Annotated in this window: 22 protein-coding genes and 1 pseudogene; 12 read left to right on the forward strand and 11 right to left on the reverse strand. The window is 69.0% G+C overall.

The window, feature by feature from the left end; all coding sequences use genetic code 11:
• Positions 1–79: 79 nt before the first annotated feature.
• The 4 genes from PGN12_02245 to PGN12_02260 are packed head-to-tail and all read right to left on the reverse strand — an operon-like array spanning position 80 to position 2,781.
• Positions 80–286, reverse strand: a complete 207-nt coding sequence (locus tag PGN12_02245) for a hypothetical protein (protein ID MEH3102709.1) — start codon at positions 284–286, stop codon at positions 80–82.
• Between the two features lies 1 nt (position 287).
• On the reverse strand, positions 288–1,421 hold the full coding sequence (gene tgt / locus PGN12_02250) for a tRNA guanosine(34) transglycosylase Tgt (GenBank protein ID MEH3102710.1): 1,134 nt from the start codon (positions 1,419–1,421) through the stop codon (positions 288–290).
• The gene (locus tag PGN12_02255) at positions 1,418–1,966 is read right to left on the reverse strand and encodes an EF-hand domain-containing protein (protein MEH3102711.1); all 549 of its coding nucleotides are present in this window, start codon (positions 1,964–1,966) and stop codon (positions 1,418–1,420) included. The genes tgt and PGN12_02255 overlap by 4 nt, the downstream gene beginning before the upstream one ends.
• A 47-nt stretch (positions 1,967–2,013) precedes the next feature.
• Positions 2,014–2,781: a FadR/GntR family transcriptional regulator gene (locus tag PGN12_02260; protein MEH3102712.1), complete on the reverse strand. Its 768-nt coding sequence runs from the start codon at positions 2,779–2,781 to the stop codon at positions 2,014–2,016.
• Between the two features lie 157 nt (positions 2,782–2,938).
• Between PGN12_02260 and PGN12_02265 the strand changes: the two genes are divergently transcribed.
• From PGN12_02265 to PGN12_02275, 3 genes and pseudogenes are all read left to right on the forward strand, one after another.
• Positions 2,939–4,510 (forward strand): alpha-N-arabinofuranosidase, encoded by a 1,572-nt coding sequence (locus tag PGN12_02265; protein MEH3102713.1) that lies wholly within the window; start codon positions 2,939–2,941, stop codon positions 4,508–4,510.
• A pseudogene (locus PGN12_02270) lies at positions 4,510–5,556 on the forward strand (glycoside hydrolase family 43 protein). Before PGN12_02265 ends, PGN12_02270 begins: the two are co-directional and overlap by 1 nt.
• A gap of 220 nt (positions 5,557–5,776) precedes the next feature.
• A complete protein-coding gene (locus PGN12_02275) occupies positions 5,777–6,766 on the forward strand; it encodes an arabinan endo-1,5-alpha-L-arabinosidase (GenBank protein MEH3102714.1) in 990 nt (329 codons plus the stop codon).
• Positions 6,767–6,875: 109 nt separating this feature from the next.
• Here the strand turns inward: PGN12_02275 and PGN12_02280 are convergent, their stop codons facing one another.
• The 4 genes from PGN12_02280 to PGN12_02295 form a co-directional block, all read right to left on the reverse strand.
• Complete coding sequence (locus PGN12_02280) at positions 6,876–8,249, reverse strand: glutamate--cysteine ligase (protein ID MEH3102715.1); 1,374 nt, start codon at positions 8,247–8,249, stop codon at positions 6,876–6,878.
• A 67-nt stretch (positions 8,250–8,316) separates the two neighbouring features.
• Positions 8,317–9,057: a 16S rRNA (uracil(1498)-N(3))-methyltransferase gene (locus PGN12_02285; protein MEH3102716.1), complete on the reverse strand. Its 741-nt coding sequence runs from the start codon at positions 9,055–9,057 to the stop codon at positions 8,317–8,319.
• Positions 9,057–9,221 carry a hypothetical protein gene (locus PGN12_02290; GenBank protein MEH3102717.1) on the reverse strand — a complete coding sequence of 55 codons (165 nt, stop codon included), beginning with the start codon at positions 9,219–9,221 and terminating at the stop codon, positions 9,057–9,059. Before PGN12_02290 ends, PGN12_02285 begins: the two co-directional genes overlap by 1 nt.
• On the reverse strand, positions 9,218–9,604 hold the full coding sequence (locus PGN12_02295) for a DUF2147 domain-containing protein (GenBank protein ID MEH3102718.1): 387 nt from the start codon (positions 9,602–9,604) through the stop codon (positions 9,218–9,220). The genes PGN12_02290 and PGN12_02295 overlap by 4 nt, the downstream gene beginning before the upstream one ends.
• A gap of 304 nt (positions 9,605–9,908) precedes the next feature.
• Here PGN12_02295 and ubiA point away from each other — a divergent pair, with 304 nt between their 5' ends.
• From ubiA to PGN12_02310, 3 genes are read left to right on the forward strand one after another with little or no spacing between them, the layout of a single operon-like run.
• Positions 9,909–10,829 (forward strand): 4-hydroxybenzoate octaprenyltransferase, encoded by a 921-nt coding sequence (gene ubiA / locus PGN12_02300; protein ID MEH3102719.1) that lies wholly within the window; start codon positions 9,909–9,911, stop codon positions 10,827–10,829.
• Between the two features lie 60 nt (positions 10,830–10,889).
• Positions 10,890–12,236, forward strand: coding sequence for a TldD/PmbA family protein (locus PGN12_02305; GenBank protein ID MEH3102720.1), 1,347 nt, complete (start codon positions 10,890–10,892; stop codon positions 12,234–12,236).
• Positions 12,229–13,035 (forward strand): 3'(2'),5'-bisphosphate nucleotidase CysQ, encoded by an 807-nt coding sequence (locus PGN12_02310; protein ID MEH3102721.1) that lies wholly within the window; start codon positions 12,229–12,231, stop codon positions 13,033–13,035. Before PGN12_02305 ends, PGN12_02310 begins: the two co-directional genes overlap by 8 nt.
• 198 nt (positions 13,036–13,233) lie before the next feature.
• On the opposite strand, the gene PGN12_02315 is transcribed toward PGN12_02310, so the two are convergent.
• Positions 13,234–14,013 (reverse strand): sulfite exporter TauE/SafE family protein, encoded by a 780-nt coding sequence (locus tag PGN12_02315; GenBank protein ID MEH3102722.1) that lies wholly within the window; start codon positions 14,011–14,013, stop codon positions 13,234–13,236.
• A 182-nt stretch (positions 14,014–14,195) separates the two neighbouring features.
• On the reverse strand, positions 14,196–15,338 hold the full coding sequence (wecB, locus tag PGN12_02320) for a UDP-N-acetylglucosamine 2-epimerase (non-hydrolyzing) (GenBank protein MEH3102723.1): 1,143 nt from the start codon (positions 15,336–15,338) through the stop codon (positions 14,196–14,198).
• An 83-nt stretch (positions 15,339–15,421) separates the two neighbouring features.
• Between wecB and gnd the strand changes: the two genes are divergently transcribed.
• The 4 genes from gnd to PGN12_02340 are packed head-to-tail and all read left to right on the forward strand — an operon-like array spanning position 15,422 to position 18,279.
• Complete coding sequence (gene gnd, locus PGN12_02325) at positions 15,422–16,402, forward strand: decarboxylating 6-phosphogluconate dehydrogenase (protein MEH3102724.1); 981 nt, start codon at positions 15,422–15,424, stop codon at positions 16,400–16,402.
• On the forward strand, positions 16,402–17,208 hold the full coding sequence (locus tag PGN12_02330; GenBank protein MEH3102725.1) for a Cof-type HAD-IIB family hydrolase: 807 nt from the start codon (positions 16,402–16,404) through the stop codon (positions 17,206–17,208). The genes gnd and PGN12_02330 overlap by 1 nt, the downstream gene beginning before the upstream one ends.
• A complete protein-coding gene (locus PGN12_02335) occupies positions 17,205–17,951 on the forward strand; it encodes an HAD-IIB family hydrolase (protein MEH3102726.1) in 747 nt (248 codons plus the stop codon). Before PGN12_02330 ends, PGN12_02335 begins: the two co-directional genes overlap by 4 nt.
• 4 nt (positions 17,952–17,955) lie before the next feature.
• Positions 17,956–18,279, forward strand: a complete 324-nt coding sequence (locus PGN12_02340) for a hypothetical protein (protein ID MEH3102727.1) — start codon at positions 17,956–17,958, stop codon at positions 18,277–18,279.
• A gap of 12 nt (positions 18,280–18,291) precedes the next feature.
• Here PGN12_02340 and PGN12_02345 read toward each other — a convergent pair whose 3' ends face one another.
• On the reverse strand, positions 18,292–20,361 hold the full coding sequence (locus PGN12_02345) for a metallophosphoesterase (protein MEH3102728.1): 2,070 nt from the start codon (positions 20,359–20,361) through the stop codon (positions 18,292–18,294).
• A gap of 191 nt (positions 20,362–20,552) precedes the next feature.
• Here PGN12_02345 and PGN12_02350 point away from each other — a divergent pair, with 191 nt between their 5' ends.
• Positions 20,553–20,819 (forward strand): hypothetical protein, encoded by a 267-nt coding sequence (locus PGN12_02350; GenBank protein MEH3102729.1) that lies wholly within the window; start codon positions 20,553–20,555, stop codon positions 20,817–20,819.
• A gap of 1 nt (position 20,820) precedes the next feature.
• The gene (locus PGN12_02355) at positions 20,821–21,975 is read left to right on the forward strand and encodes a GDSL-type esterase/lipase family protein (GenBank protein ID MEH3102730.1); all 1,155 of its coding nucleotides are present in this window, start codon (positions 20,821–20,823) and stop codon (positions 21,973–21,975) included.
• Positions 21,976–21,991: the final 16 nt, after the last annotated feature.

A 21,991-nucleotide genomic window follows, 5' to 3' on the forward strand; every position in this document is an offset into this window, starting at 1 on the left:
TGACGCTCGATCTTGAAATGGATCGCGTTTCGAACCGAGGCCGCCCGCACGTTCGCCCCGAGCGCCCCGCCCGCCAGCCCTACTTCTTCCCCTCATCCTTGCGCGAGTTCGCGAACAGCACCGCCGCCGCCACCGCCGCCGAGCCGATCCCGACCCCCAGCCACGTCTTGCCCGGCTGCCACCGCCCCTTGCGCTGATGCGCGGCCGCCCCCGGCGCGCCGGCTTCCTCATGCGCCTTGGCGGCCGCGGCGGCTGCCAGGATCTCGTTGGGTTGCTCGTCGCTCACGTCACTCTCCTTTTGGCGCGTCATAGCGCGCACGGAAGTCATTGGCGAACGCCGCCAATCGTCCTTCAACGATCGCGGCGCGCAGATCGGCCATCATTGCTTCGTAGAAGGCGATGTTGTGCTCGGTCATCAGCATCGCGCCCAGCATCTCGCCCGCCCGCACCAGATGGTGCACATAGGCGCGGCTCCAGGTCGTGCACACCGCGCACGCGCATTCCGGGTCGAGCGGCCCCTGATCCTCGGCGAACCGCGCATTGCGGATGTTGATCGGCCCTTGCCTCGTGAACGCCTGCCCGGTCCGCCCCGAGCGCGTCGGCATCACGCAGTCGAACATGTCGACTCCGCGCTCGACCGCGCCGACGATATCGGTCGGCTTGCCCACCCCCATCAAATAACGCGGGCGGTCCGCCGGCAATTGTCCCGGCGCGAAGTCGAGGCAGCCGAACATCGCCGCCTGCCCTTCGCCGACCGCCAGCCCGCCGATCGCATAGCCGTCGAACCCGATGTCGATCAGCGCGTCGGCGCTGGCCTTGCGCAGCCCTTCGTCGAGCGCGCCCTGCTGGATACCGAAGATCGCGTTGTTCGCGGCATGGTCGCCACCGCTGTCGAAGGCGTCGCGGCTGCGCTGCGCCCAGCGCATCGATCGTTCCATCGCCGCCGCCTGCACCTCGCGCGTCGAAGTGGTCGGCACCAGCTCGTCGAACGCCATCACGATGTTGCTGCCCAGCAGCCGCTGGATCTCGATCGAGCGCTCGGGCGAGATCATGTGCCGCGTCCCGTCGAGGTGCGACGCGAACGCCACGCCTTCCTCGGATCTTTTGGTCAGCGCCGACAGGCTCATCACCTGATAGCCGCCCGAATCGGTCAGGATCGGCTTGTCCCAGCCCATGAAGCGGTGCAGCCCGCCCAGCCGCGCGACGCGCTCCGCGCCGGGGCGCAGCATCAGGTGATAGGTGTTGCCCAGGATGATGTCGGCACCCGCGCGCTCGACATCGCCGGGCTTCATCGCCTTGACGGTCGCGGCGGTGCCGACCGGCATGAACGCCGGCGTGCGGATCGTGCCGCGCTGCATCGTGATCGTACCGGTGCGCGCCGCGCCATCGGTCGCGGCGATCGCGAACGCGAAGCGCGTCATCGCCGCCCCCCGCGTCGCGGCCTGTCGGCGTCGGGCGCGTCATCCTTCTTCTCCGGCCGCCGTCCCGCGGTCGGTCCGCGCGCATCGACCGGCATCGTGCGATAGGTCAGCAGCTCGGACCGGCTGATCGCGTGATCGCCGTCGCGGTCGTAGCGCGCGAACAGCCGCGAGAAATGGTCCTGCAACTCGGCCAGCGTCACCTCGCCGTCATTGTCGCGATCGACCTCATACGGGCTCGGCAAGGCGGCCCGGTCGCCCAGATAGCGGAGCGCCCAGTCGCCGAACGCGATATAGCGCAGCTTGCCGGTCTTGTTCGGATCGAACGCCGCCAGCGACGCAGCGACGCATTCCTCCAGCTCGTAGCGCTCGACCCTTGCGTCGCCGTCGCGGTCGCAGGCGGCGATCATCATCGCCACCGGCTCGACCACCATCGTCGCCGGGGTCTGCGGGGTGGCGGGCAGTGGCGCGCGGACGGTGATGTCGCCATCCTGCGGCGTATCTTGCACCGGGGCCGCGGCGAGCAGGAGCAACGCAAACGGAATCATTTGCGCTCCGTGGCAGAAGCCTGCGCGTATCGCCAGCGTCTTCGCCGTCAGCCCTCCATCGCGAACTTGGTATCCTCCAGCGCGAGATCGACCAGCGTCCGCATCGCCGCGGTCGCGCCGACCACATCCCCGGCCGCGATCATGTCATGCACGCGGACATGGTCGGGGATCGGATTGCGCGGCAGCGCCCGTGCGCGCTGCTTGAACTGCGTCGTCCAGTGGATCGCCGCGCCGATACTCGCGCTCAGCACCATCAGCGCATCGTTGCGCGTCGCGCGCAGCACCGCATTATGGAAGTCCTTGTCGGCCGCGCGCCCCGCCTCGGTCGCCAGCGTATGCCGCCGCATCGCCGCCAGCGCGTCCTTCATCGCCTTCAGGTCGTTGCGGTCACGCCGCTGCGCCGCCAGCCCCGCCGCCGCCGGCTCGACGATCGCGCGCAACTCGAACAGGGCTCTGACGAACTGCACGTCCGGCGCCCCCGCGAACGCCCAGGCGAGCACGTCGGGATCGAGCAGATTCCAGCGCTCGCGCGGCAGCACGCGCGTCCCCGCCTTGGGACGGCTCTCGACCAGCCCCTTGGCCGCGAGCACCTGCATCGCCTCGCGGTACGCGCTGCGCGACACGTCGAGCGCCTCGGAGAAGGCGACCTCGCCCGACAGCGTGTCGCCCGGCAGATACTCGCCCGAGACGATCGCGGTGCCCAGCTTGTGCGCGATCGCGCCGTGCAGCCGCCGTCCGGTGCCCCGCACCGACGCGCGCGCTGCCTCCTTCGCATCGCCCTCCCCCTGCGGCACGCCGCTCTCCCGATCCGCCATCACCGCTCCCTTGTGACCTGCTTTATCGCGCCGTGGCAAGCACGCGCCGCCCGGCAAATGGTCGTTGCAATGCTCGATACCCAAACCTAATGTCCGAGTAATGAGCAAAAACAGCGAGGTGGGCAATGCCCCGCCGCGCTTCTTTCGGGAGGATAGGATGAAGGCACGTCTGTTCGCTTATGCCGGAGCGCTGGCCATCGGGTGCGCGTCGCTCGCTCCCGCCACCGCGCAGGACGCCCCCGCCGTCACCGCCGAGTCGGCGACGCTGGCGGTGCGCGGCGACACGCCGGGCCCGGTCTACGACAAGCGCATCTTCACCCAGTTCGCCGAGCATCTCGGCAACGGCATCTACGGCGGGCTGTGGGTCGGCAACGACCGCAAGATCCCGAACACGCGCGGCTTCCGCAACGACGTGGTCGGCGCGCTGCGCGACCTCGGCACCCCCGTCATCCGCTGGCCGGGCGGCTGCTTCGCCGACGAATATCACTGGCGCGAGGGGATCGGCCCGAAGAACAAGCGTCCGATCAAGATCAACACGCACTGGGGCGGCGTCACCGAGCCGAACACCGTCGGCACGCACGAATTCTTCGATGTCACCGAACAGATCGGCGCCGACGTCTACATTTCCGGCAACGTCGGCAACGGCACGCCGCAGGAAATGGCCGAGTGGGTCGAGTACATCACCTCGCCGGCCGGCTCGCTGGCGGATGAGCGTGCGAAGAACGGCCGCAAGCAGCCGTGGAAGCTGCCGTATTTCGGCATCGGCAACGAATTGTGGGGCTGCGGCGGCAACATGAAGCCGGAATATGCCGCCGACGTGACGCGCCGCTACGCCACCTTCGTCAAGGCGCCCGCCAACACCCGGATCGAGAAGATCGCGTCCGGCGCGAACGGCGACGATTACAACTGGACCGAGGTGATGATGCGCGAGGCGGGCGACAAGCTCGACGGCCTCTCGCTCCATTATTACACCGTCCCCGGCGGCTGGGCGCCACGGGCGTCGGCGATCGACTTCGACGAAACGGGCTGGGCGGAAACGCTCGCCGGCACGTGGAAGATGGAAGAGCTGGTCACCAAGCACAGCGCGATCATGGACAAATACGATCCGCAGAAGAAAGTGTATCTGGCGGTCGACGAATGGGGCACCTGGTACGGTCAGGACCCGGGCACGCATCCGGGCTTCCTGCGCCAGCAGAACTCGCTGCGTGACGCGCTGGTCGCCGCGATCAACCTCAACATCTTCGCCAAGCACGCCGATCGCGTGAAGATGACCGCGATCGCGCAGATGGTGAACGTGCTGCAGGCGATGATCCTGACCGACGGCAACAAGATGGTGCTGACGCCCACCTATCATGTCTTTAAGATGTACAAGCCGTACATGGACGGCACGGTGCTGCCGATCGACATCAAGTCGCCGTGGTACAACAAGGACCAGTGGACGATCCCGGCGGTCAGCGCCTCGGCGGTCCGCGACAAGGCCGGGGTGACGCACGTCGCGCTCGCCAATGCCGATCCGAACCGCACGATCACCGTCACCACCACGCTGACCGGGGTCAACGCGTCGCGCGTCGGCGGCACGATCCTGACCGGACCGAAGGTCAATTCGCTCAACACCTTCGACCAGCCCAACACCGTCGTTCCGGCCGCCTTCAACGGCGCGCAGCTGAACGGTGGACAGCTCACCGTCACGCTGCCGGCCAAGTCGGTGGTCATGCTGGACCTCAACTGATGAACGACGATCTGGCGCTTCTGTCACGCCGCCTGTTCGTGGCCGGGGGCGCGGCGCTTGCCGCCGCCCCCGCGCTGGCCCGCACCCGCGCCGGGGCGGGCACCATCGTCAACCCGTTGGTCCGCCAGCGCGCCGACGCGCAGGTGTTCCGCCACACCGACGGCTGGTATTACATGACCGGCTCGGTGCCCGAATATGACCGGCTGGTGCTGCGCCGCGCGAAGACGATCGCGGGCCTCACCAACGCGACCGAAAAGGTGCTGTGGCGACACGAGAAGAGCGGCCCGCTCTCGGGCTTCCTGTGGGCGCCCGAGCTGCATCTGATCGACGGCAAGTGGATCATGTATTTCGCCGCCGGCCCCAGCGGCGGCGGCGCGGATGTGTTTCGGATCCGCACCCACGCCGTCGTCTGCGACGGCACCGATCCGATGACGGGCACGTGGACGGTGCTTGGGCAGCTCCAGACGCCGTGGGACAGCTTCAACCTCGATTCGACCAGCTTCGTCCACCGCGGCACCCGCTATCTCGCATGGGCGCAGCGCGAGGAGGGGATCGACACCAACTCGAACCTCTATCTCGCCCCGCTCGCCACCCCGCTGACCTTCGCGGCGAAGCCGGCGCGGCTGACGATCCCCAAACTGCCGTGGGAAATCCAGGGCTACAAGGTCGCGGAAGCGCCCGCGGTGCTGGCGCGCAACGGCCGGTTGTTCATGACCTATTCGGCGAGCGCCACCGACGCGCGCTACTGTCTGGGGATGCTCACCGCGCGCGACGACGCCGACATCATGGATCCGGCGGCGTGGACCAAATCGCCCGAGCCGGTGATGAAGACCTCGCGCGCGCACAAGATCTTCGGCCCCGGCCACAACAGCTTCACCGTCGACGAGCGCGGGCGCGACATGCTGGTGTTCCACGCGCGCGATTACGAGAAGATCGTCGGCGACCCGCTGTTCGATCCCAACCGTCACACCCGCGTCCAGCCGATCCGCTACGACACGGCCGGCGTCCCGCAATTCGACCCACCGGTCGCCAACGGCCCGCTGCCGCGCGGGGCGTAATCCGTTATCGCGCGGTGCGGTGCGATGCGATGCACGACGTCGCCACCCTCGCCCGTCATTGCGAGCGGAGCGAAGCAATCCAGAGCCGGACCAGGACGCCCTGGATTGCTTCGCTCCGCTCGCAATGACGACGCGGCTCCCCCGCGATCACGCGCTTAATTGTATGAGTATTGCAAATCGTTTCCGCCCTCCCGGCAGGAGCCCCGCCATGCGCACCTTTCTCCGCAGCACCAGCACGCTGCTCCTGCTCGCCACCGTCCCCGCCGCGACCGTCCCGCCGCCGCTGACCGGTAACCTGACTACCGTCCACGACCCGGCGATCATCGCCGACAACGGCACCTATTACCTCTTCGTCACCGGTCATGTGCGCAGCCGCGACGGGCTGATCCCGCTCCGCACCTCCACCGATCTCAAACACTGGACGCTGCGCGGCGCATCCTTCCCTGCACTCCCCACATGGGCGGACAAGCACGTCCCCGGCACCGCCGGCATGTGGGCACCCGACATCACCCACGTCGGCAGCGAATACCGCCTCTATTACTCGCTCTCGACCTTCGGGAAGAACCGCTCCGCAATCGGGCTCGCCACCGCGCGGAGGCTCGACCCCGCCGCACCCGCCGCCAATTGGGTCGACAAGGGCCCGGTCGTCGAATCCGCCACCGGCGGCGACTTCAACGCGATCGACCCGGCCGCCTTCACCGACGCCGAGGGCAAGCAATGGCTGGCGTTCGGCAGCTTCTGGAGCGGGATCAAGCTGATCGCGCTGGACCCCGCCACCGGGCTGCGGCTGCCGGGCACGCCGATGCACAGCCTCGCCCGACGCCCGTCACCCGGCGCGATCGAGGCGCCGTTCGTGATCCGTCACGGCCATTACTATTATCTGTTCGCCTCGTTCGACTTCTGCTGTCGCGGCGCGAAGAGCAGCTACAACACCGTCGTCGGCCGCGCGACCGCTCCGACCGGCCCGTATCTCGACCGCGCCGGGACGCCGATGCTCAAAGGCGGCGGCACCCCCGTGCTCGCCTCGGGACAGGGCACCGGCAGCCGCTACGTCGGGCGCGGCCACAATGCGATCCTGCAAGCGCCCGACGGCGACCGCATCGTCTACCATGCCTATGATACGCAGCGGAACGGCACCCCGACGCTACGCATCCAGCGGCTGATATGGGATCAGGAAGGCTGGCCCCACGCGGAATGAAAGCCCCTCCCCTTGAGGGGAGGGGTTGGGGTGGGGGACTCACGAGCGCAACCCTCTGTGAGACCCCGCCCCACCCCAGCCCCTCCCCTGAAGGGGAGGGGAGCAAGCCTCAGAAACTCGCCGCGCCATAAACGCGCGACACATCCTCGCCCCACGCGCCGTGGTACAGGTCGAGCAGCCGCTCCGCCGGCACCTTCCCCGATCGCACGATCTCGCGCAACGGCTCGAGGAACCCTGTTTCATCCTCGCCCGCCGCGCTGACCCGCGCGCGCGCCTTCAACCCGCCATGCGCGATGTCGAGCACCGCCCCGGCGATGTCGCGCAGCTGCCCGCCACCGGGGATCGGCGCCGCCAGCCCCAGCTTCGGGACCGCGTCGCGCAGCGCCTGCCGCTCGTCGAGCGTCCAGTGCTTGACGAGATCCCACGCCGCATCCAGCGCGACGCCATCGTACAGCAGCCCGACCCAGAAGGCCGGCAGCGCGCAGATCCGGTTCCACGGCCCGCCATCCGCCCCGCGCATCTCGAGGAAGGTCTTGAGCCGCACCTCGGGGAAGGCGGTCGACAGGTGATCGTCCCAGTCGCTGATCGTCGGCTTCTCGCCCGGCAGCACCGACAGCTCGCCGCGCAGGAAGTCGCGGAAGCTCAGCCCCGCTGCATCGATGTAGCGCCCCTCGCGGTAGACGAAGTACATCGGCACATCGAGCATATACTCGGCATAGCGCTCGTAACCGAAGCCGTCCTCGAACACGAACGGCAGCATCCCGGTCCGCGCCGGGTCGGTGTCCGACCAGATGTGGCTGCGATAGCTAAGGAATCCGTTGGGCTTGCCTTCGGTGAACGGCGAATTGGCGAACAGCGCGGTGGCGAGCGGTTGCAGTGCCAGTCCGACACGGAACTTCTTCACCATATCGGCTTCGCTGGCGTAGTCGAGGTTCACCTGGATCGTGCAGGTGCGCAGCATCATGTCGAGCCCCATCGTGCCGACGCGCGGCATGTGGCGCAGCATGATCGCATAGCGACCCTTGGGCATGATCGGCAGCTCGGCGCGCGTCTTGTCGGGCCACATGCCCAACCCGAGAAAGCCGATCCCCAGCTTCTCGCCCGCCGCCTTCACCTGCGCCAGATGCCGCCCGGTCTCCGCGCAGGTCTGGTGCAGGTTCTCCAGCGGCGCGCCCGACAGCTCGAACTGCCCGGCGGGCTCCAGACTGATCGACCCGTCCGCGCCGCTCAGCGCGATGACGTTGCCGCCTTCGGTGACCGGCCGCCAGCCATGCTGCTCCAGCTCGCCGAGCAGCGCACGGATGCCGCCCGCCTCGTCATAGGACGGCGCGTGATGGTCGTCCGTGGCATAGACGAACTTCTCATGCTCGGTGCCGATCCGCCAGCGCGCCGCGGGCTTCTCGCCACTGGCGAAGCGCGCGATCAATGCGTCGCGCGTTTCGATGGTCGCTGCCGGCGCGTCCGAAACCGTCTTGGTCGTCATGGCCGCGCCTTACGCCGCGATGAACACCGGCGCTAGAGCGGATCGGGTTGCGATGGGTAAAGCCGGGTCACCAGTCGCCAGCGACCGCCATCCACACCGCGACCGCCGCCGCCGCCGCCGTATCGGCGCGCAGGATCCGCGGCCCGAGCGCGATACCCACCGCCGCCGGGTGCGCGCGGATCGCGGCGCGTTCCTCGTCGTCGAACCCGCCTTCCGGCCCGATCAGGATCGCCGCCGGCCCGCGCCGCGCCTGCATCGCCGCCACCGCCGGCGCGCCGCCCAGCTCGTCCGCGAAGAACAGCGCGCGCTCCGCCGGCCAGTCGCGCAACAAGGCCGGCAGCTTCACCATCTCCGCCACCTCCGGCACCGCGGTCCGCCCGCATTGCTCGGCCGCCTCGATCATATGCGCGCGCAGCCGCTCGGTATTGGGCTTGTCGACCACGGTCCGCCGCGTCACCACCGGCACCAGCCGGGCGACACCCAGCTCGCATGCCTTCTCCGCCATCCAGTCGACACGCCCCTTCTTGAGCGGCGCGGCGACCAGCCACAGGTCGGGCACCGCCTCGCGCTCGCGCAGCCGCTCGGTCACGTCGAGCGTCAGGTCACGCTTGCCGACCGCGCTCGCCACCGCGAGCCACTCGCCGCTGGCATCGTCGAACAATTTGACCGGATCGCCCGGCTTGGTGCGCATCACCGACACCAGATAATGCGCCTGCGGCCCCGACAGCGACAACGGCCCGGGCGCGAGCGCCGTCTCGACGAACAACCGCGGCGTCGAGCGCGGCGGCCAGGCGGGCACCGCCCCCATCATTTCTTCCTTCCCCGTCCGATCAACAGGCGCGCGATCAGGAACATCAGCGCCCCCGCCAGCGCGACGACCAGCACCACGCCCGTCACCACCCCGGCGACGCGCAGGATGGCATAGAACAGCGCCTCGAAAAACCGGCCGATCGCGACCGACAGATGGATCACTTCGCCGAAACGCGCGTCCAGCGCTGCTCCTTGCACCCGAAGCCCGCGAACAGACATCCCTGCGCGATGAGCGTGTTGCGCCCGTCGAGCTGCAACGTGCCGTCGACCTCGCGCCCGATATCGGGGACGAACACCGTCCCCGCCCATGTCCCGTCGCCATTCTGCTCGAACCCGCGGAACAGCGACGTGCCGACCAGCCGCTCGGTCCCGCCCGCCGCGGCATCGTCCTTGGCCTTGTCGCTCGCCGACACCACGGTGCCGCACATCCCCGGCTCGCCGCGACACGGCGCGACGCGGATTCGAACGCTATCCCCGGCATTGCGCCACGTTCCCGCCAGCGGATCGGCGGCGGTGGCGGCGAGCAGGGCGAGAAGGGTCAACATACGCACGATCCTTACGAAACCGGTCGCGTCATATGTAGGCCCGGTTGACGGTGGCGTGAACCGGTCACCCACATACTTCCGTCACGCCGCCCGGCGACGTTCAAGGCGGGCAAGCCACTGCCCCCGCCCCCACCCGTCATCCCGGACCTGATCCGGGATCCCGCTTTTTCTTTACGCCGTTCGCCAAGAACAAGAAGAAGCGGGGCCCCGGATCAGGTCCGGGGCGACGGACGGGAGGGGCGGAAGTGAAAAGGACTCGCCGTCCGCAGCACGATAGCCGCTGACGCCCGCCCCATCCCCCGCTATTCGGTGCGACGTGACCGACATCGTTCCCGACACCCAGCACCGCGGCCTGCTGTCGCTCCTGCCGCCGCGCGCGCGGCTGTTCGCGTCGCTGGCGCGCTTCGACCGGCCGATCGGCTGGTGGCTGCTGTTCTGGCCCGGCGCGTGGGGTGTCGCGCTCGCGGGCGGCGTCAGCGAGCGCTGGCCGCTGCTCCTGTGGCTGCTGCTCGGCAGCATCGCGATGCGCGGCGCGGGGTGCGTGTACAACGACATCGTCGACCGCGATCTCGACGCCAGCGTCGCGCGCACCCGCACGCGCCCGCTCGCCAGCGGCGCGGTGTCGGCGAAGGCGGCATGGGCGTTCCTGCTCGCGCTCTGCCTGATCGGGCTGGTCGTGCTGGTCCAGCTGCATCTGCCCGCCGCGCTCGTCTCGCTCGCCGCGATCGCGCCGGTCGCCGCCTATCCGTTCATGAAGCGCATCACCTGGTGGCCGCAGGCATGGCTGGGGCTGGTCTTTTCATGGGCGGCGCTGGTCGGCTGGACCGAGACATGGGGCGCGCTCACCCTGCCCGGCGTGACGCTCTATGCGGGCACGATCTTCTGGGTGGTCGGCTACGACACGATCTATGCGTTGCAAGACCGCGAGGACGACGCACTCGTCGGCATCCGCTCCTCGGCGCTCGCGCTCGGTCGCCACGTCCGCGCCGGGGTCACCGCCTGCTACGCGCTCGCGCTCGCGCTCTGGGCGGCGGCCTTGTGGCAGGTCCGCGCCGACCCGCTGATCCTCGCCGCGCTCGCCCCGCTCGCGCTCCACCTGTTCTGGCAGGTCGCGACGTTGCGCGACGACGACGGCAACGCCGCGCTGGACCGCTTCCGCAGCAACCGCACCGCCGGGCTGCTAATGTTCCTCGCCTGCGTCGTCGTCGGCACGCGCATCCAATAACGCCGCCGCGACGTTCTCCGCGATATGGCATCCGCAACCTTTCGCCCCTAAGTCGGTCCGATGCTCACGCCCTCCCAAGCGCAGGACCGCGCCCACGACATCGTCCGCCGCGCCACCGCCGCCGGGGCCGATGCGGCCGACGCGGTCTTCGCCGCCAACGCCTCGACCGAGGTATCGGTGCGGCTCGGCAAGCTCGAGGATGTCGGCCGCTCGGAGGGCGAGGACCTCGGCCTGCGCGTCTTCGTCGGGCAGCGCTCGGCGAGCGTCTCGACCTCCGACCTCTCGACCGCCGCGATGGACGCTTTGGTCGAACGCGCCGTGGCGATGGCCCGCGAAGCCCCCGAAGACCGCTGGGCCGGGCTCGCCCCGCAGGAGCGGCTGCTCCACGGCGCACCGCCCGCGCTCGACCTCGCCGACCGCCACGCCTGCACCCCCGAACAGCTCCGCACCGCCGCGCAACGCGCCGAGGACGCCGCGCGCGCCGTCGAAGGCGTCACCAACAGCGAGGGCGGCGGCGCATCGGCATCGCAGAGCGTCTGGGCACTCGCCACCAGCCACGGCTTCGTGGGCAGCTACGCCACCACCGGCTTCAGCCTCTCGGCGAGCGTGATCGCGGGCGAGGGCAGCGCGATGCAGCGCGACTATGCCTTCCACTCGGCGCGCCACCTCGCGCACCTCGACACCCCCGAGGCGATCGGACAGCTCGCCGGCGAGCGCGCGGTCGCGCGGCTCGATCCGGGCGTGGCGCGCAGCGGCACGATGCCGATCGTCTTCGATCCGCGCGTCGGTTCCAGCCTGCTCGGGCATCTCAGCGGCGCGATCACCGGCGGCGCGATCACCCGCCGCACCAGCTTCCTGCTCGACTCGCTCGGCACCGAGGTCTTCGCGCCCGGCGTGACGATCCGCGACGATCCGCACCGCCCGCACGGCTTGCGCTCGCGTCCGTTCGATGGCGAGGGGCTGCCGGTCTCGCCGCTCGCGATCGTCGAGAACGGCGTGCTCGAAAGCTGGCTGCTCGACAGCGCCTCGGCGCGGCAATTGGGGCTGGAGCCGACCGGCCATGCCGCGCGTGGCATCGCTGGCGCGCCGGGCGTGTCGACCAGCAACCTCTATATGGAACCGGGCAAAATGCCGGTCGCGACGCTGATCGAGGATATCGAGGACGGCATCTACGTCACCGAGCTGATCGGTCAGGGCGTCAACCCCGTCACCGGCGACTATAGCCGCGGTGCGGCCGGCTTCGCGATCCGCGGCGGCGAGATCGTCGCGCCGGTCGCCGGCTTCACGATCGCGGGCAATCTGCTCGCCATGTACCGTGCGCTCACCCCCGCCAACGACCTCGTGTTCCGGCAGGGCGTCAACGTGCCGACGCTGCGGATCGACGGGATGACGGTCGCCGGTGGCTGACCCCGCCGCTCCTGCTCTCGCTCCCGACCCCGGTCTGGTCGCAGCGGTCGCCGCGGTCGCGCGCGACGCCGGGCAGATGGCGCTTGCGCGCTGGCGCACCGATTTCGCGCGCTGGGAAAAGTCGGAAGGCAGCCCGGTGTGCGAGGTCGACCTCGACGTCGACCGGATGCTCCGCGCGCGGCTCGGCGCGCTGCTCCCCGACGCCGGTTGGCTGTCGGAGGAAACCGCCGACAATGCCGATCGGCTCGCGTGCCGCCGCGTCTGGGTGGTCGATCCGATCGACGGCACCCGCGACTATATCCGCGGGCGCACCGGCTGGTGCGTGTCGATCGCGCTGGTCGAGGACGGTCGCCCGGTGATCGGCGTGCTCGACGCTCCCGCGCGCGAGGAAGTGTGGTGCGCCACCGCCCCCGGCGGCGCGACCCGCAACGGCGCGCGCGTCACCGCCGGCGGACGGCTGACCCTGCCGGGCGCGCGCGTCCCCGTCGACGCGCTCCCCAAGGTCGACCGCGACCTGACCGCGGTCGAGAAACCGAACTCGATCGCCTTGCGCGTCGCGATGGTCGCCGCCGACCATGCCGATCTGGTCGCGACGCTGCGCTGGGGCAACGAATGGGACATCGCCGCCGCGGTGCTGGTGGCGAGCGCGGCCGGCGCCTCGGTCAGCGACGCGGTCGGCGCGCCGCTGGTCTTCAACAAGCCCGACCCGCGCGCCTATGGCGTACTCGTCAGCACCGCCGGCATCCACGACGCCGCCATCCTCCGCCTCGCCGACCGCGTGAAGGCGGCGCTGGGCTGACGCCTTCTGCCGTCATCCCGGACTTGATCCGGGATCCCGCTTCTCGCCGAAGCCACCACCCCGGCGAACGCCGGGGCCCAGTTGGGAAGGCCGACGACACGAAGCGCGACTTGCATCATCAGCGTTCCCCACCTGGGCCCCGGCCTCCGCCGGGGCGTTGAAATGGGGGCAGTGACGGGTCAGTGGCGAGGCTCCACCCTACATCAACAACCGCACACCGACGATCAGCAGCACCACCGCCAATGCCGGCGTCACCACGCGCTCAGGCAGCCGGTCGGTCAGCCGCGCGCCAAGGATCACCCCCGGCACCGACCCCAGCAACAACGACCCCAGCAACGGCAGGTTGATGTTCCCGATCACCGCATGACCGATCCCGCCGATCAGCGCGACCGGCACCGCGTGCAGAATATCCGTCCCCACCAGCCGCTTGGCGTTCAACCGGAACGGATAGAGCATCAGCAACAGCGTCGCCCCCAACGCCCCCGCCCCCACCGACGTCAGCGTGATCAGCGTCCCCAGCAACGCCCCCGCCGCCGCGGTCAGCAACGGCTGCCAGCGCAGCAGCGCCTCGGTCCGCGCGCCCTCGGCCCGCGCGAACCGCCGCGCCAGTGTCGCGCGGAACGGCGTCAGCAGCGCGGAGATCACCAGCGTCACCCCCAGCACGCGCACGATCAGCCCGTTGCTCTCGGCCTTATGGCCATGGCTCGACAGCCACCAGAGCGTGATCGCCACCGCCGGCAGGCTCCCCCAGCACAGCCGCCGCACGATCGCCCAGTCGGCGTTGTTCTGACGGTGGTGCATCGTCCCGCCGACGATCTTGGTGATCGCCGCGAACCACAGATCGGTCCCGACCGCGGTCGTCGGCGCGACCCCGAACAGCAGGATCAGCAGCGGCGACATCAGGGATCCGCCGCCGACGCCGGTCAGCCCGACGATCGTACCGACCAGAAATCCGGCCAGCGTGCTCAATAGGTCCAAAGCGGTTTGCCCCCGTTCATCGCCGTTACCTGCGACGCGCCGCCCGATGCGGCAAGCGCAGAAAAGCTTGGGGCGACCAAGCCGATCCCGCCATCACCCCTGTTGAGTCGTCACCCCGGCGAAGGCCGGGGCCCAGTTGGGAAAGCCAGCGCGAGGAAGCGCGACGCGCATCAGGCACATTTCTACGATGCCGGATCATGCCCCAGCGCCGCCGCGAGAATCGCCGCGATCCGCGCCGCCGCCCGACCATCACCATAACAATGCCGCACCACGGCTGTCGCGCCGAGCGCCGCCGGATCGTCGAGCAAGCCGCGCACCGCGGCAACGATCCGGGCCGGGTCGATGCCGACGATGTGCGCCGCACCCGCCACGACGCCCTCGCGCCGCTCGGTGACGTCGCGCAGCACCAGCACCGGCACGCCCAGCGCAGGCGCTTCTTCCTGCACGCCGCCCGAGTCGGTCAGGATCAGCGTGCTTGCTGCCATCAACCGCACGAAGGCGGGATAGTCCAACGCCGGGACCAGCACGACCCGCTCACAGCCGAACAGCTGCGCCGACAACGGCTCTGCGACCGCCGGGTTGGGATGCAGCGGCACGACGATGCCGATGTCGTCCCGCTTCGCCAGCCGCGCGATGGCTTCTGCTATTCCCGCCAGCGGCGCGCCAAGGTTCTCACGCCGATGCACCGTGACGGTCACGATACGCTTGCCGGCAAAGCGCGCCAGCACCGGGTCGACCGCGGCGGTCAACGTCGGCGCCGCCGCGATCCGCGCGCGGATCGCGCACAACGCATCCGTGACCGTGTTACCGGTCAGGTGGATCGCCGCCGCCGGGACGTTCTCCGCGCGCAACGCCGCCACCGCCGCGGCGGTCGGCGCGAAATGCAGGTCCGCCAACACCCCCGCCACCCGCCGGCTGCCTTCCTCGGGCCATGGCGCGGACAGGTCGCCGCTGCGCAACCCCGCCTCGACATGCGCAATCGGAATCCCGCGCAGGTGCGCCGACAGCGTGGTCGCGAGCGTCGTCAGCGTGTCGCCATGCACCACCACCCGCGTCGGGCGTTCGCGCTCGAGCACCTTGCCGATCGCGGCCAGCATCGCCGCCAATCTCGCGTCGAGGGTCGCGCCCGCATGCATCGGCGACAGGTTTACGTCGGCGCTGATCCCGAATGCGCCCAGCGCCTGATCCAGCAACTCGCGATGCTGTCCCGTGACCAGCACCCGCGTGTCGATACGGGGGTATTTTCGCATCGCTTCGATCACCGGGGCCATCTTTATCGCTTCCGGGCGGGTCCCGAAGACGATGAGCAGGCGGGGCCGATGCAACGCGCGAACGCTCCCAGGGGTTGTTGCGCCAGCGGAACCTGACGCATGGTCGGGTGATTAAGCGGCCAGCGAGGGAGTTTGCAATGCGACTGGTGATGATCGGCCTCGGCCGGATGGGCGGCAACATGGCACGCCGCCTGATGAAGGCCGGGCACGAGGTCGTCGCCTTCGATCGCGACGCACAAGCCGTTGAGAAGCTTGTCGAACATGGCGCTATCGCCGCCACGTCGGTCGACGATGCGCGTGCCAGGGCGGGCAGCCCAGCGATCTGGTGGGTGATGCTCCCGCATGGCGAGATCACCGACGGCATGGTCGACCAGATCGCGGCCGGCGGCGGCGCGGGCGACGTGGTGATCGATGGCGGCAACAGCTTCTACAAGGACGATATTCGCCGCGCAAAGGCGCTTGCCGACAAGGGCATCCACTATGTCGACGTCGGCACCTCGGGCGGCGTCTGGGGGCTGGAACGCGGCTATTGTATGATGATCGGCGGACCGAAGGACGTCGTCAAAGATCTTGACCCGATTTTCGCTGCCCTCGCCCCCGGAATGGGTAACATTCCGCGCACCGTCGGCCGCAAGGACGGCACCGATCCCCGTGCGGAGAACGGCTATATTCACGCCGGCCCGGCCGGTGCGGGCCATTTCGTGAAGATGGTCCACAACGGGATCGAGTACGGACTAATGCAGGCCTATGCCGAGGGCTTCGACATCCTGAAGGGCAAGGCGTCCGAAAAACTGCCCGAAGATCAGCGCTATGACATCGACCTCGCCGATGTTGCGGAGGTGTGGCGACGCGGCAGCGTGATCTCGTCGTGGCTGCTCGACCTCACCGCCGACGCGCTGACCGCCGACGGCAAGCTGGAGAAGTTCAGCGGCAACGTCGCCGATTCGGGCGAGGGACAGTGGACGATCGAGGCGGCGATGGAGGAGGCGGTGCCTGCCAACGTCCTCACCACTGCGCTCTTCGCACGCTATCGCAGCCGCGTCGAACATACCTTTGGCGAGAAGGTGTTGTCGGCGATGCGCTTCGGCTTCGGCGGCCATGTCGAGATGCCGCAATAATGCCGATCCGCCTGTTGGTGTCGGATCTCGACGGCACGTTGGTCGACAAAGACAAGAACCTCACCCCCGCCACGATCGCCGCGGTCGAGCGGCTGCGCGCGGCCGGGGTCGGGTTCACGGTCATCAGCGCGCGCCCGATGTCGGGGATTCGCCCGCTGCTCGAACCGCTTGGTCTCGACGGCGATGTCGCGGCGTTCAACGGCGGGATCGTCTTCCGCCACGACGGCACGATCGTCAGCCACGTCACGATCCCCGCTGAAATAGCGCGCGGCGTCATGGCGATGGCCGATGGCGTCGACACCTGGGTCTTCGCGGACGATCGATGGTATGCCAGCAACGGTGACGGCCCGCACACGCAGAGCGAACGCCGCAGCAGCGCACAGGAGCCGGTGGTGGTCGCCGCCTTCGACGACCTGCTCGACCGTGCCGACAAGATCACCTTCGTCAGCGACGACGAAGCCGCGCTCCACGCGCTCTACGAACGCGTCCACGCCCGCTACGGCAAGGACGCGACCGTCGCGCAGTCGCAGACCTATTATCTCGACGTCACCGCGCTGTCCGCGAACAAGGGCGACGGCATCGCCGCACTCGCCCGTGCGCTGGACGTCGATCTCGCCGATACCGCCGCGATCGGCGATCAGGCCAACGATCTGCCGATGCTGGCGCGCGCCGGCCTGTCGATCGCGATGGGCAACGCGCCCAATGCGGTAAAGGCCAAGGCGCACACCACCACTCGCGCCAACGACGAAGATGGCGTAGCGCACGCCATCGACACGATTATCCTGCGCACCGGAGATACCGAATGAAGAAGCTCGTCGCCTTCGACCTCGACGGCACGCTCGCGCTCAGCAAGCAACCGCTGAAGGACGATATGGGCGAGACGCTGGCCGATCTGCTGACGGTCGCCGATGTCGCGGTGATCTCGGGCGGCGACTGGCCGCAGTTCGAGAAGCAGGTCGCCAGCCGCTTGCCGGCGCGCGCCGACCGGTCGCGGCTGTGGCTGATGCCGACCACCGGCACCAAGCTGTATGTCCACAAGGACGGCGCGTGGCGGACGGTCTATGCCGAGCTGTTCGACGATGCCGAGAAGCAGAAGATCATCACCGCTTTCGGTGAATCGCTCGAGGCGACCGGATTCGTCCCAGAACGGACCTGGGGCGAGCGGATCGAGGATCGCGGCAGCCAGATCACCTTCTCCGCGCTCGGGCAGGAAGCGCCGATCGAGGCCAAGGAACATTGGGATCCCGACTTCGCCAAGCGCAAGGTGATCCAGGCCGATCTGCGCCAGCGCCTGCCGGGGCTGGCGATCAACATGGGCGGCGCGACCTCGATCGACATCACCCGTGAGGGCGTCGACAAGGGTTATGGCCTGCGCAAGCTCGCCGCGGAGAGCGGGTTCGACCTGTCGGAGATGCTGTTCATCGGCGATGCGATCTTCCCGGGCGGCAACGATTATCCCGCGCACGAAGCCGGAGTCGACTGCGTCCGCGTCCGCGATCCGCAGGAAACCATCAGCGTCGTGACTGCGATCGTCGCCTGCCAGAAGTAACCCGGTGATCGACGTCCCGGGGCTGTACGCCCGCTTCATCAACTGGATCGGCGACGGCACCGGGACCACGGACACGGTCCTGCACATCCACGCCGGCATGGCGGTGCTGATGATCGCTCGAATCGTCACGCGCCGCTCGCTCGGCACGTTCATCCCGCTGTCGGTGGTGATCTTGGCCGAGCTGGCGAACGAGGTGCTCGATCGGCTCCATTATCACAGCTGGCGGTGGTGGGACACGATCCCCGACGTCATCAACACGCTGTTCTGGCCGACCGTGATCTGCCTCGCGGTGCGGCTGCGACCGATGCGTCCGGTGCGGCGGCGCTGACGCCGCGTCCGTCTAGCGCGCGGTGAGCAGCGTAACGGGACCGCCGTCGAACCGCGCCGCGGTCAGCACGCCCGTGGCGTAGGCACCGCTGTCGAGGCAGATCCGCCCCGGTGCGCCATAAGCTTCCTCGTGCGGCGTATGGCCATGAACGATCAGCAGTTCGCTATCGACCGGCGCGCCGAGGAAATCCTCGCGGATATACAGGATGTCCTTCATCCGCTGCCTTTCCAGCGGCACGCCCGCGCGCAGGCCGGCATGGACGAAGATCAGCCCGCCCTGAACGATATAATGTTCGAGCCCGCGCAACCACGCATCGTGCGCTGCGGGCACCGCCGCGCGCAGGTGCTCGCGCGTCGCCTCCCACCCTTCGACGGTGTCCGGCATCGCGACGCCATAGGAGGCAAGCGTCGCCGCGCCACCGTGCCGGCCCCAGCTCTGGCCGCTGCTGCGCGCGTCGAGGAACGCGATCATCGCATCCTCATGATTGCCGAGCACTGCACGCCATTCGATCGTCTCGTCCTCGCGCAGCGTGAGGATGCGATCGATCGTCTGCGCGGCGTGCGGCCCACGGTCGACGTAATCGCCGAGCAGCACCACCATCGGCCTGTCCCGATAACCGCCCGGATGCGCGGCGATATCGTCGCGGATGCCGCCGATGAGCTTGTCGAGCAGATCGACGCGCCCGTGCAGGTCGCCGATCGCGTAGATCAACCGTCCGTTGGTGTCGGGCGTGCCGAGCACCCGCAGCAGCGCCGCGCCGGTCAGATCGCCGACGGCGAGCGGCTCTGGCCACGGCATATGCCCGGGCGAGGCGGGGATGTCGGGCTGCTCGGGTCGACGGGGCGGCGGTTCGTCGGGCGAAACGCGCAGCAGCGTCCCGAACAGCACCAGCGACAGCACGTTGTGCGCGGTCAGCAACGTACCCTCGAACGAATACCACACCAATAGCACGAACGCGAACGCCCGCTCCGGCGCGCGCCGGAACAGGCAATAGCCGACCCACGCATAGAAGACGATCGCGGACAGCAATCCATATTCGATCGCCACCTTGGTGAAGGGCCACCAGATGAAGTTGCGGCCTTTCTCGATCTGCCCCGCGCCGATCCCGGCGATCACGCCGCGCGGATCGTGCAGGAAGGCCATCATCCGGTCGAGCGGCAGGATGAAGCGCATGTTCGCGCTGGTCCCGTTGCGCTTGTATTCGTCCATCCGCGAGCTGACGATATCGAACCAGCCCAGCCGGAACGCGACGAAGCAGACCACCAGCAGGATCGCGATCATCATCACCGCGTCGCGGATCCGCATCCGGCCGAGCAGCACCGGCAGCGTCAGCGCGAGCAGCAGCGCCCCCGTCCCGGCCAGCGTCAGCAACAACCCGCTCGCCAAAACGATCAGGCGGACCGGCCGTCGATACAATACCAGCTCCGCCGCCACGGCCACCGCGATGAATTGCGACAGCACCGACACTTCGAGGAAGACCACCGCATTGGGCTTCATGAAGGCGGAGCCATAGATGATCGGCTGGATGTAATTGTAATCCGGGATCAGCCACGCCGTCGGCACCAGCCGGTCGAGGTTCGGCCACGATCGCCACGACAGCAGGAGCTGGATCAGGTGCTGCGCCAGCAGCACCCCGACGCACCCGAGCATCAGCGAGATGAACAGGTTCATGCAGCGCCGATATTGCGCGGCGCTCGTTTCATAGTGGACCGTCAACGGCGCATAGAGCGCGGCGAACAGCAGCAGGCTCGACGCGCTGTAGCGTGGCGCGAGGAAGAAGGTCGAGAAGGCCGCGACGAGGAAGGCGAGCAGGAATCCGGCGAGCCGCACCGGATCGAACCGCGGCCGGATCAGGATCGGCGCCAGCGCGATCGCCGCGACGAACAGCGGCAGCGCCAGCGGCACGAACCCGCCGCCGCGGAGCGGCCAGGCGATCTTCTGGAGGACGATGGTGCAGACCAGCCCGATCGCGAAGACCGCCTGCACCACCTTGTCGTCGAACGATGCGGGCGCCGCGGGAGCGGGCGTGCGCACGTCGCTTCCGTTCACCGGACCGGTGTCGAGCGTCAGGGCTAGGGCCATAAGAGCATGCGTCCCCCGGTCATGACGTAGCGGCAGAGCGACGCTCCGGCGATCCGTCATCGCCGCATCGCTAGAGCGTCGCGCTCCCGCCGCCAACCGCGACCCATGCTGGTAATGGCCCGCAATGGGGGCTGTCCTACATGCCCGACTCGAACATAAAGGGAACGTTCTCGACGATGGAGGACGATGACATGCCCGACAAGTTCCAGAACAGCACCGACAGCGCCGCCGCCCCTTCGACCGCGCCCTACGCCATCCAGCCTGACGACCTCGCGCCGCTCCCCAACGTCCCGCGCGGCATCTATGTCGGGGGCGGCGGCACGATCGTGCTGCGCGGGGTCGAGGGGACCGAGGACGTCACCTACCGCAACCTTCCCGATGCCAGCTACGTCGCGGTGCGCGCGCTGTACGTCCGTGCGACCGGCACCACGGCCACCAACCTGATCGCGGAGGCCTGACATGACGCGCACTTCGGGATCGATCGGCGGCGCGGTCACCGCGGCCGCTCTCGCACGCGTCGGCGCGCCCGTACCGGCGGTGGAGGCCGCCTCGGCCACCGCGCTCCTCGGATGGGCGGCGGCGCGGGGCCGGCTGCGCAGCGGGTTGGCCGATGTCGCGCGGATCGCCTTCGTCGGCGACAGCAAGACGATGGGCGCCGGCGCGGGAAGCGGCACCAACTTCACCGCTGGCGCGTTCGCGCGGTCGAGGCCCGCGCGGGTCGCGGCGTTGCTGGCCACCGCCGGACTGCCGGTACGTACCGACACGTTCTTCGGCTGCGCGGGGATGGGCAACATCGCCGACCTGCTCGCCTACGATCCGCGTCGCAGCGGCTTCCTGAACTGGAACGGCGGCAACAATTCGCTGGGCGGCGCGACGATGAGCACCGGCAACACCAACCCGGCGCAATTTCAGCCCTCCGGCGTCGTCGATCGCTGCTCGGTCTTCATCCGCAACGGCAGCGACCGGCCGGCGTTCACGGTGACCAAGGGCAATGAAAGCATCACGCTGACTCCCAGCGGCGCGAGCGGCGGGTTCGCGAGGCTGGAGGTGAGCTTCACGACCCGCGATGCCGCCCCGATCGTGGTCGCGCGCGGCGGCACCACCGGCAACCTTCAGCTCGTCGGTATGGTGGCGTGGGACAGTTCGCGGCCGGGCATCGAGATCGCCAATCTCGGCGTCTTCGGGGCGGTGACCGGCTTCTACACGGACACGACCTTCGCCTACTCGCCGGCGGCGGCGCTTGCGACCTACGCGCCGCATCTCACGATCGTCAATCTGGGTACCAACGACAGCGCGCAGGGCCTGCCGATGGCGACGTGGCTCGCGAACATCCGCACGATCGTCCAGCAGGTGCGCTCGAGCGGCAGCGTTATCCTGACGTGGCCGGCGGTTGGCGGGGTCAGCCCGGCGGCGGGCAACGACGCGAACCGCAGCCTGTGGCGCGCGGCATTGCGTATCTTCGCGTTCGAGAACGGCTGTCTGTTCATCGATGAGGAGGCGCTGCTCGGCGGCCGCGCCGCAGCGCTGGCGAGCGGCGCCTTCGCCGACAGCCTCCATGAAACCGCCTGGGCCTATGACGTGGAGGCTGCGGCGATCGCGCGCGCGATCCTCTGAGGCACGGCCGATCCGG

This window comes from Sphingomonas phyllosphaerae (assembly GCA_036946405.1).
Classification (GTDB): Bacteria; Pseudomonadota; Alphaproteobacteria; order Sphingomonadales; family Sphingomonadaceae; genus Sphingomonas; species Sphingomonas phyllosphaerae_D.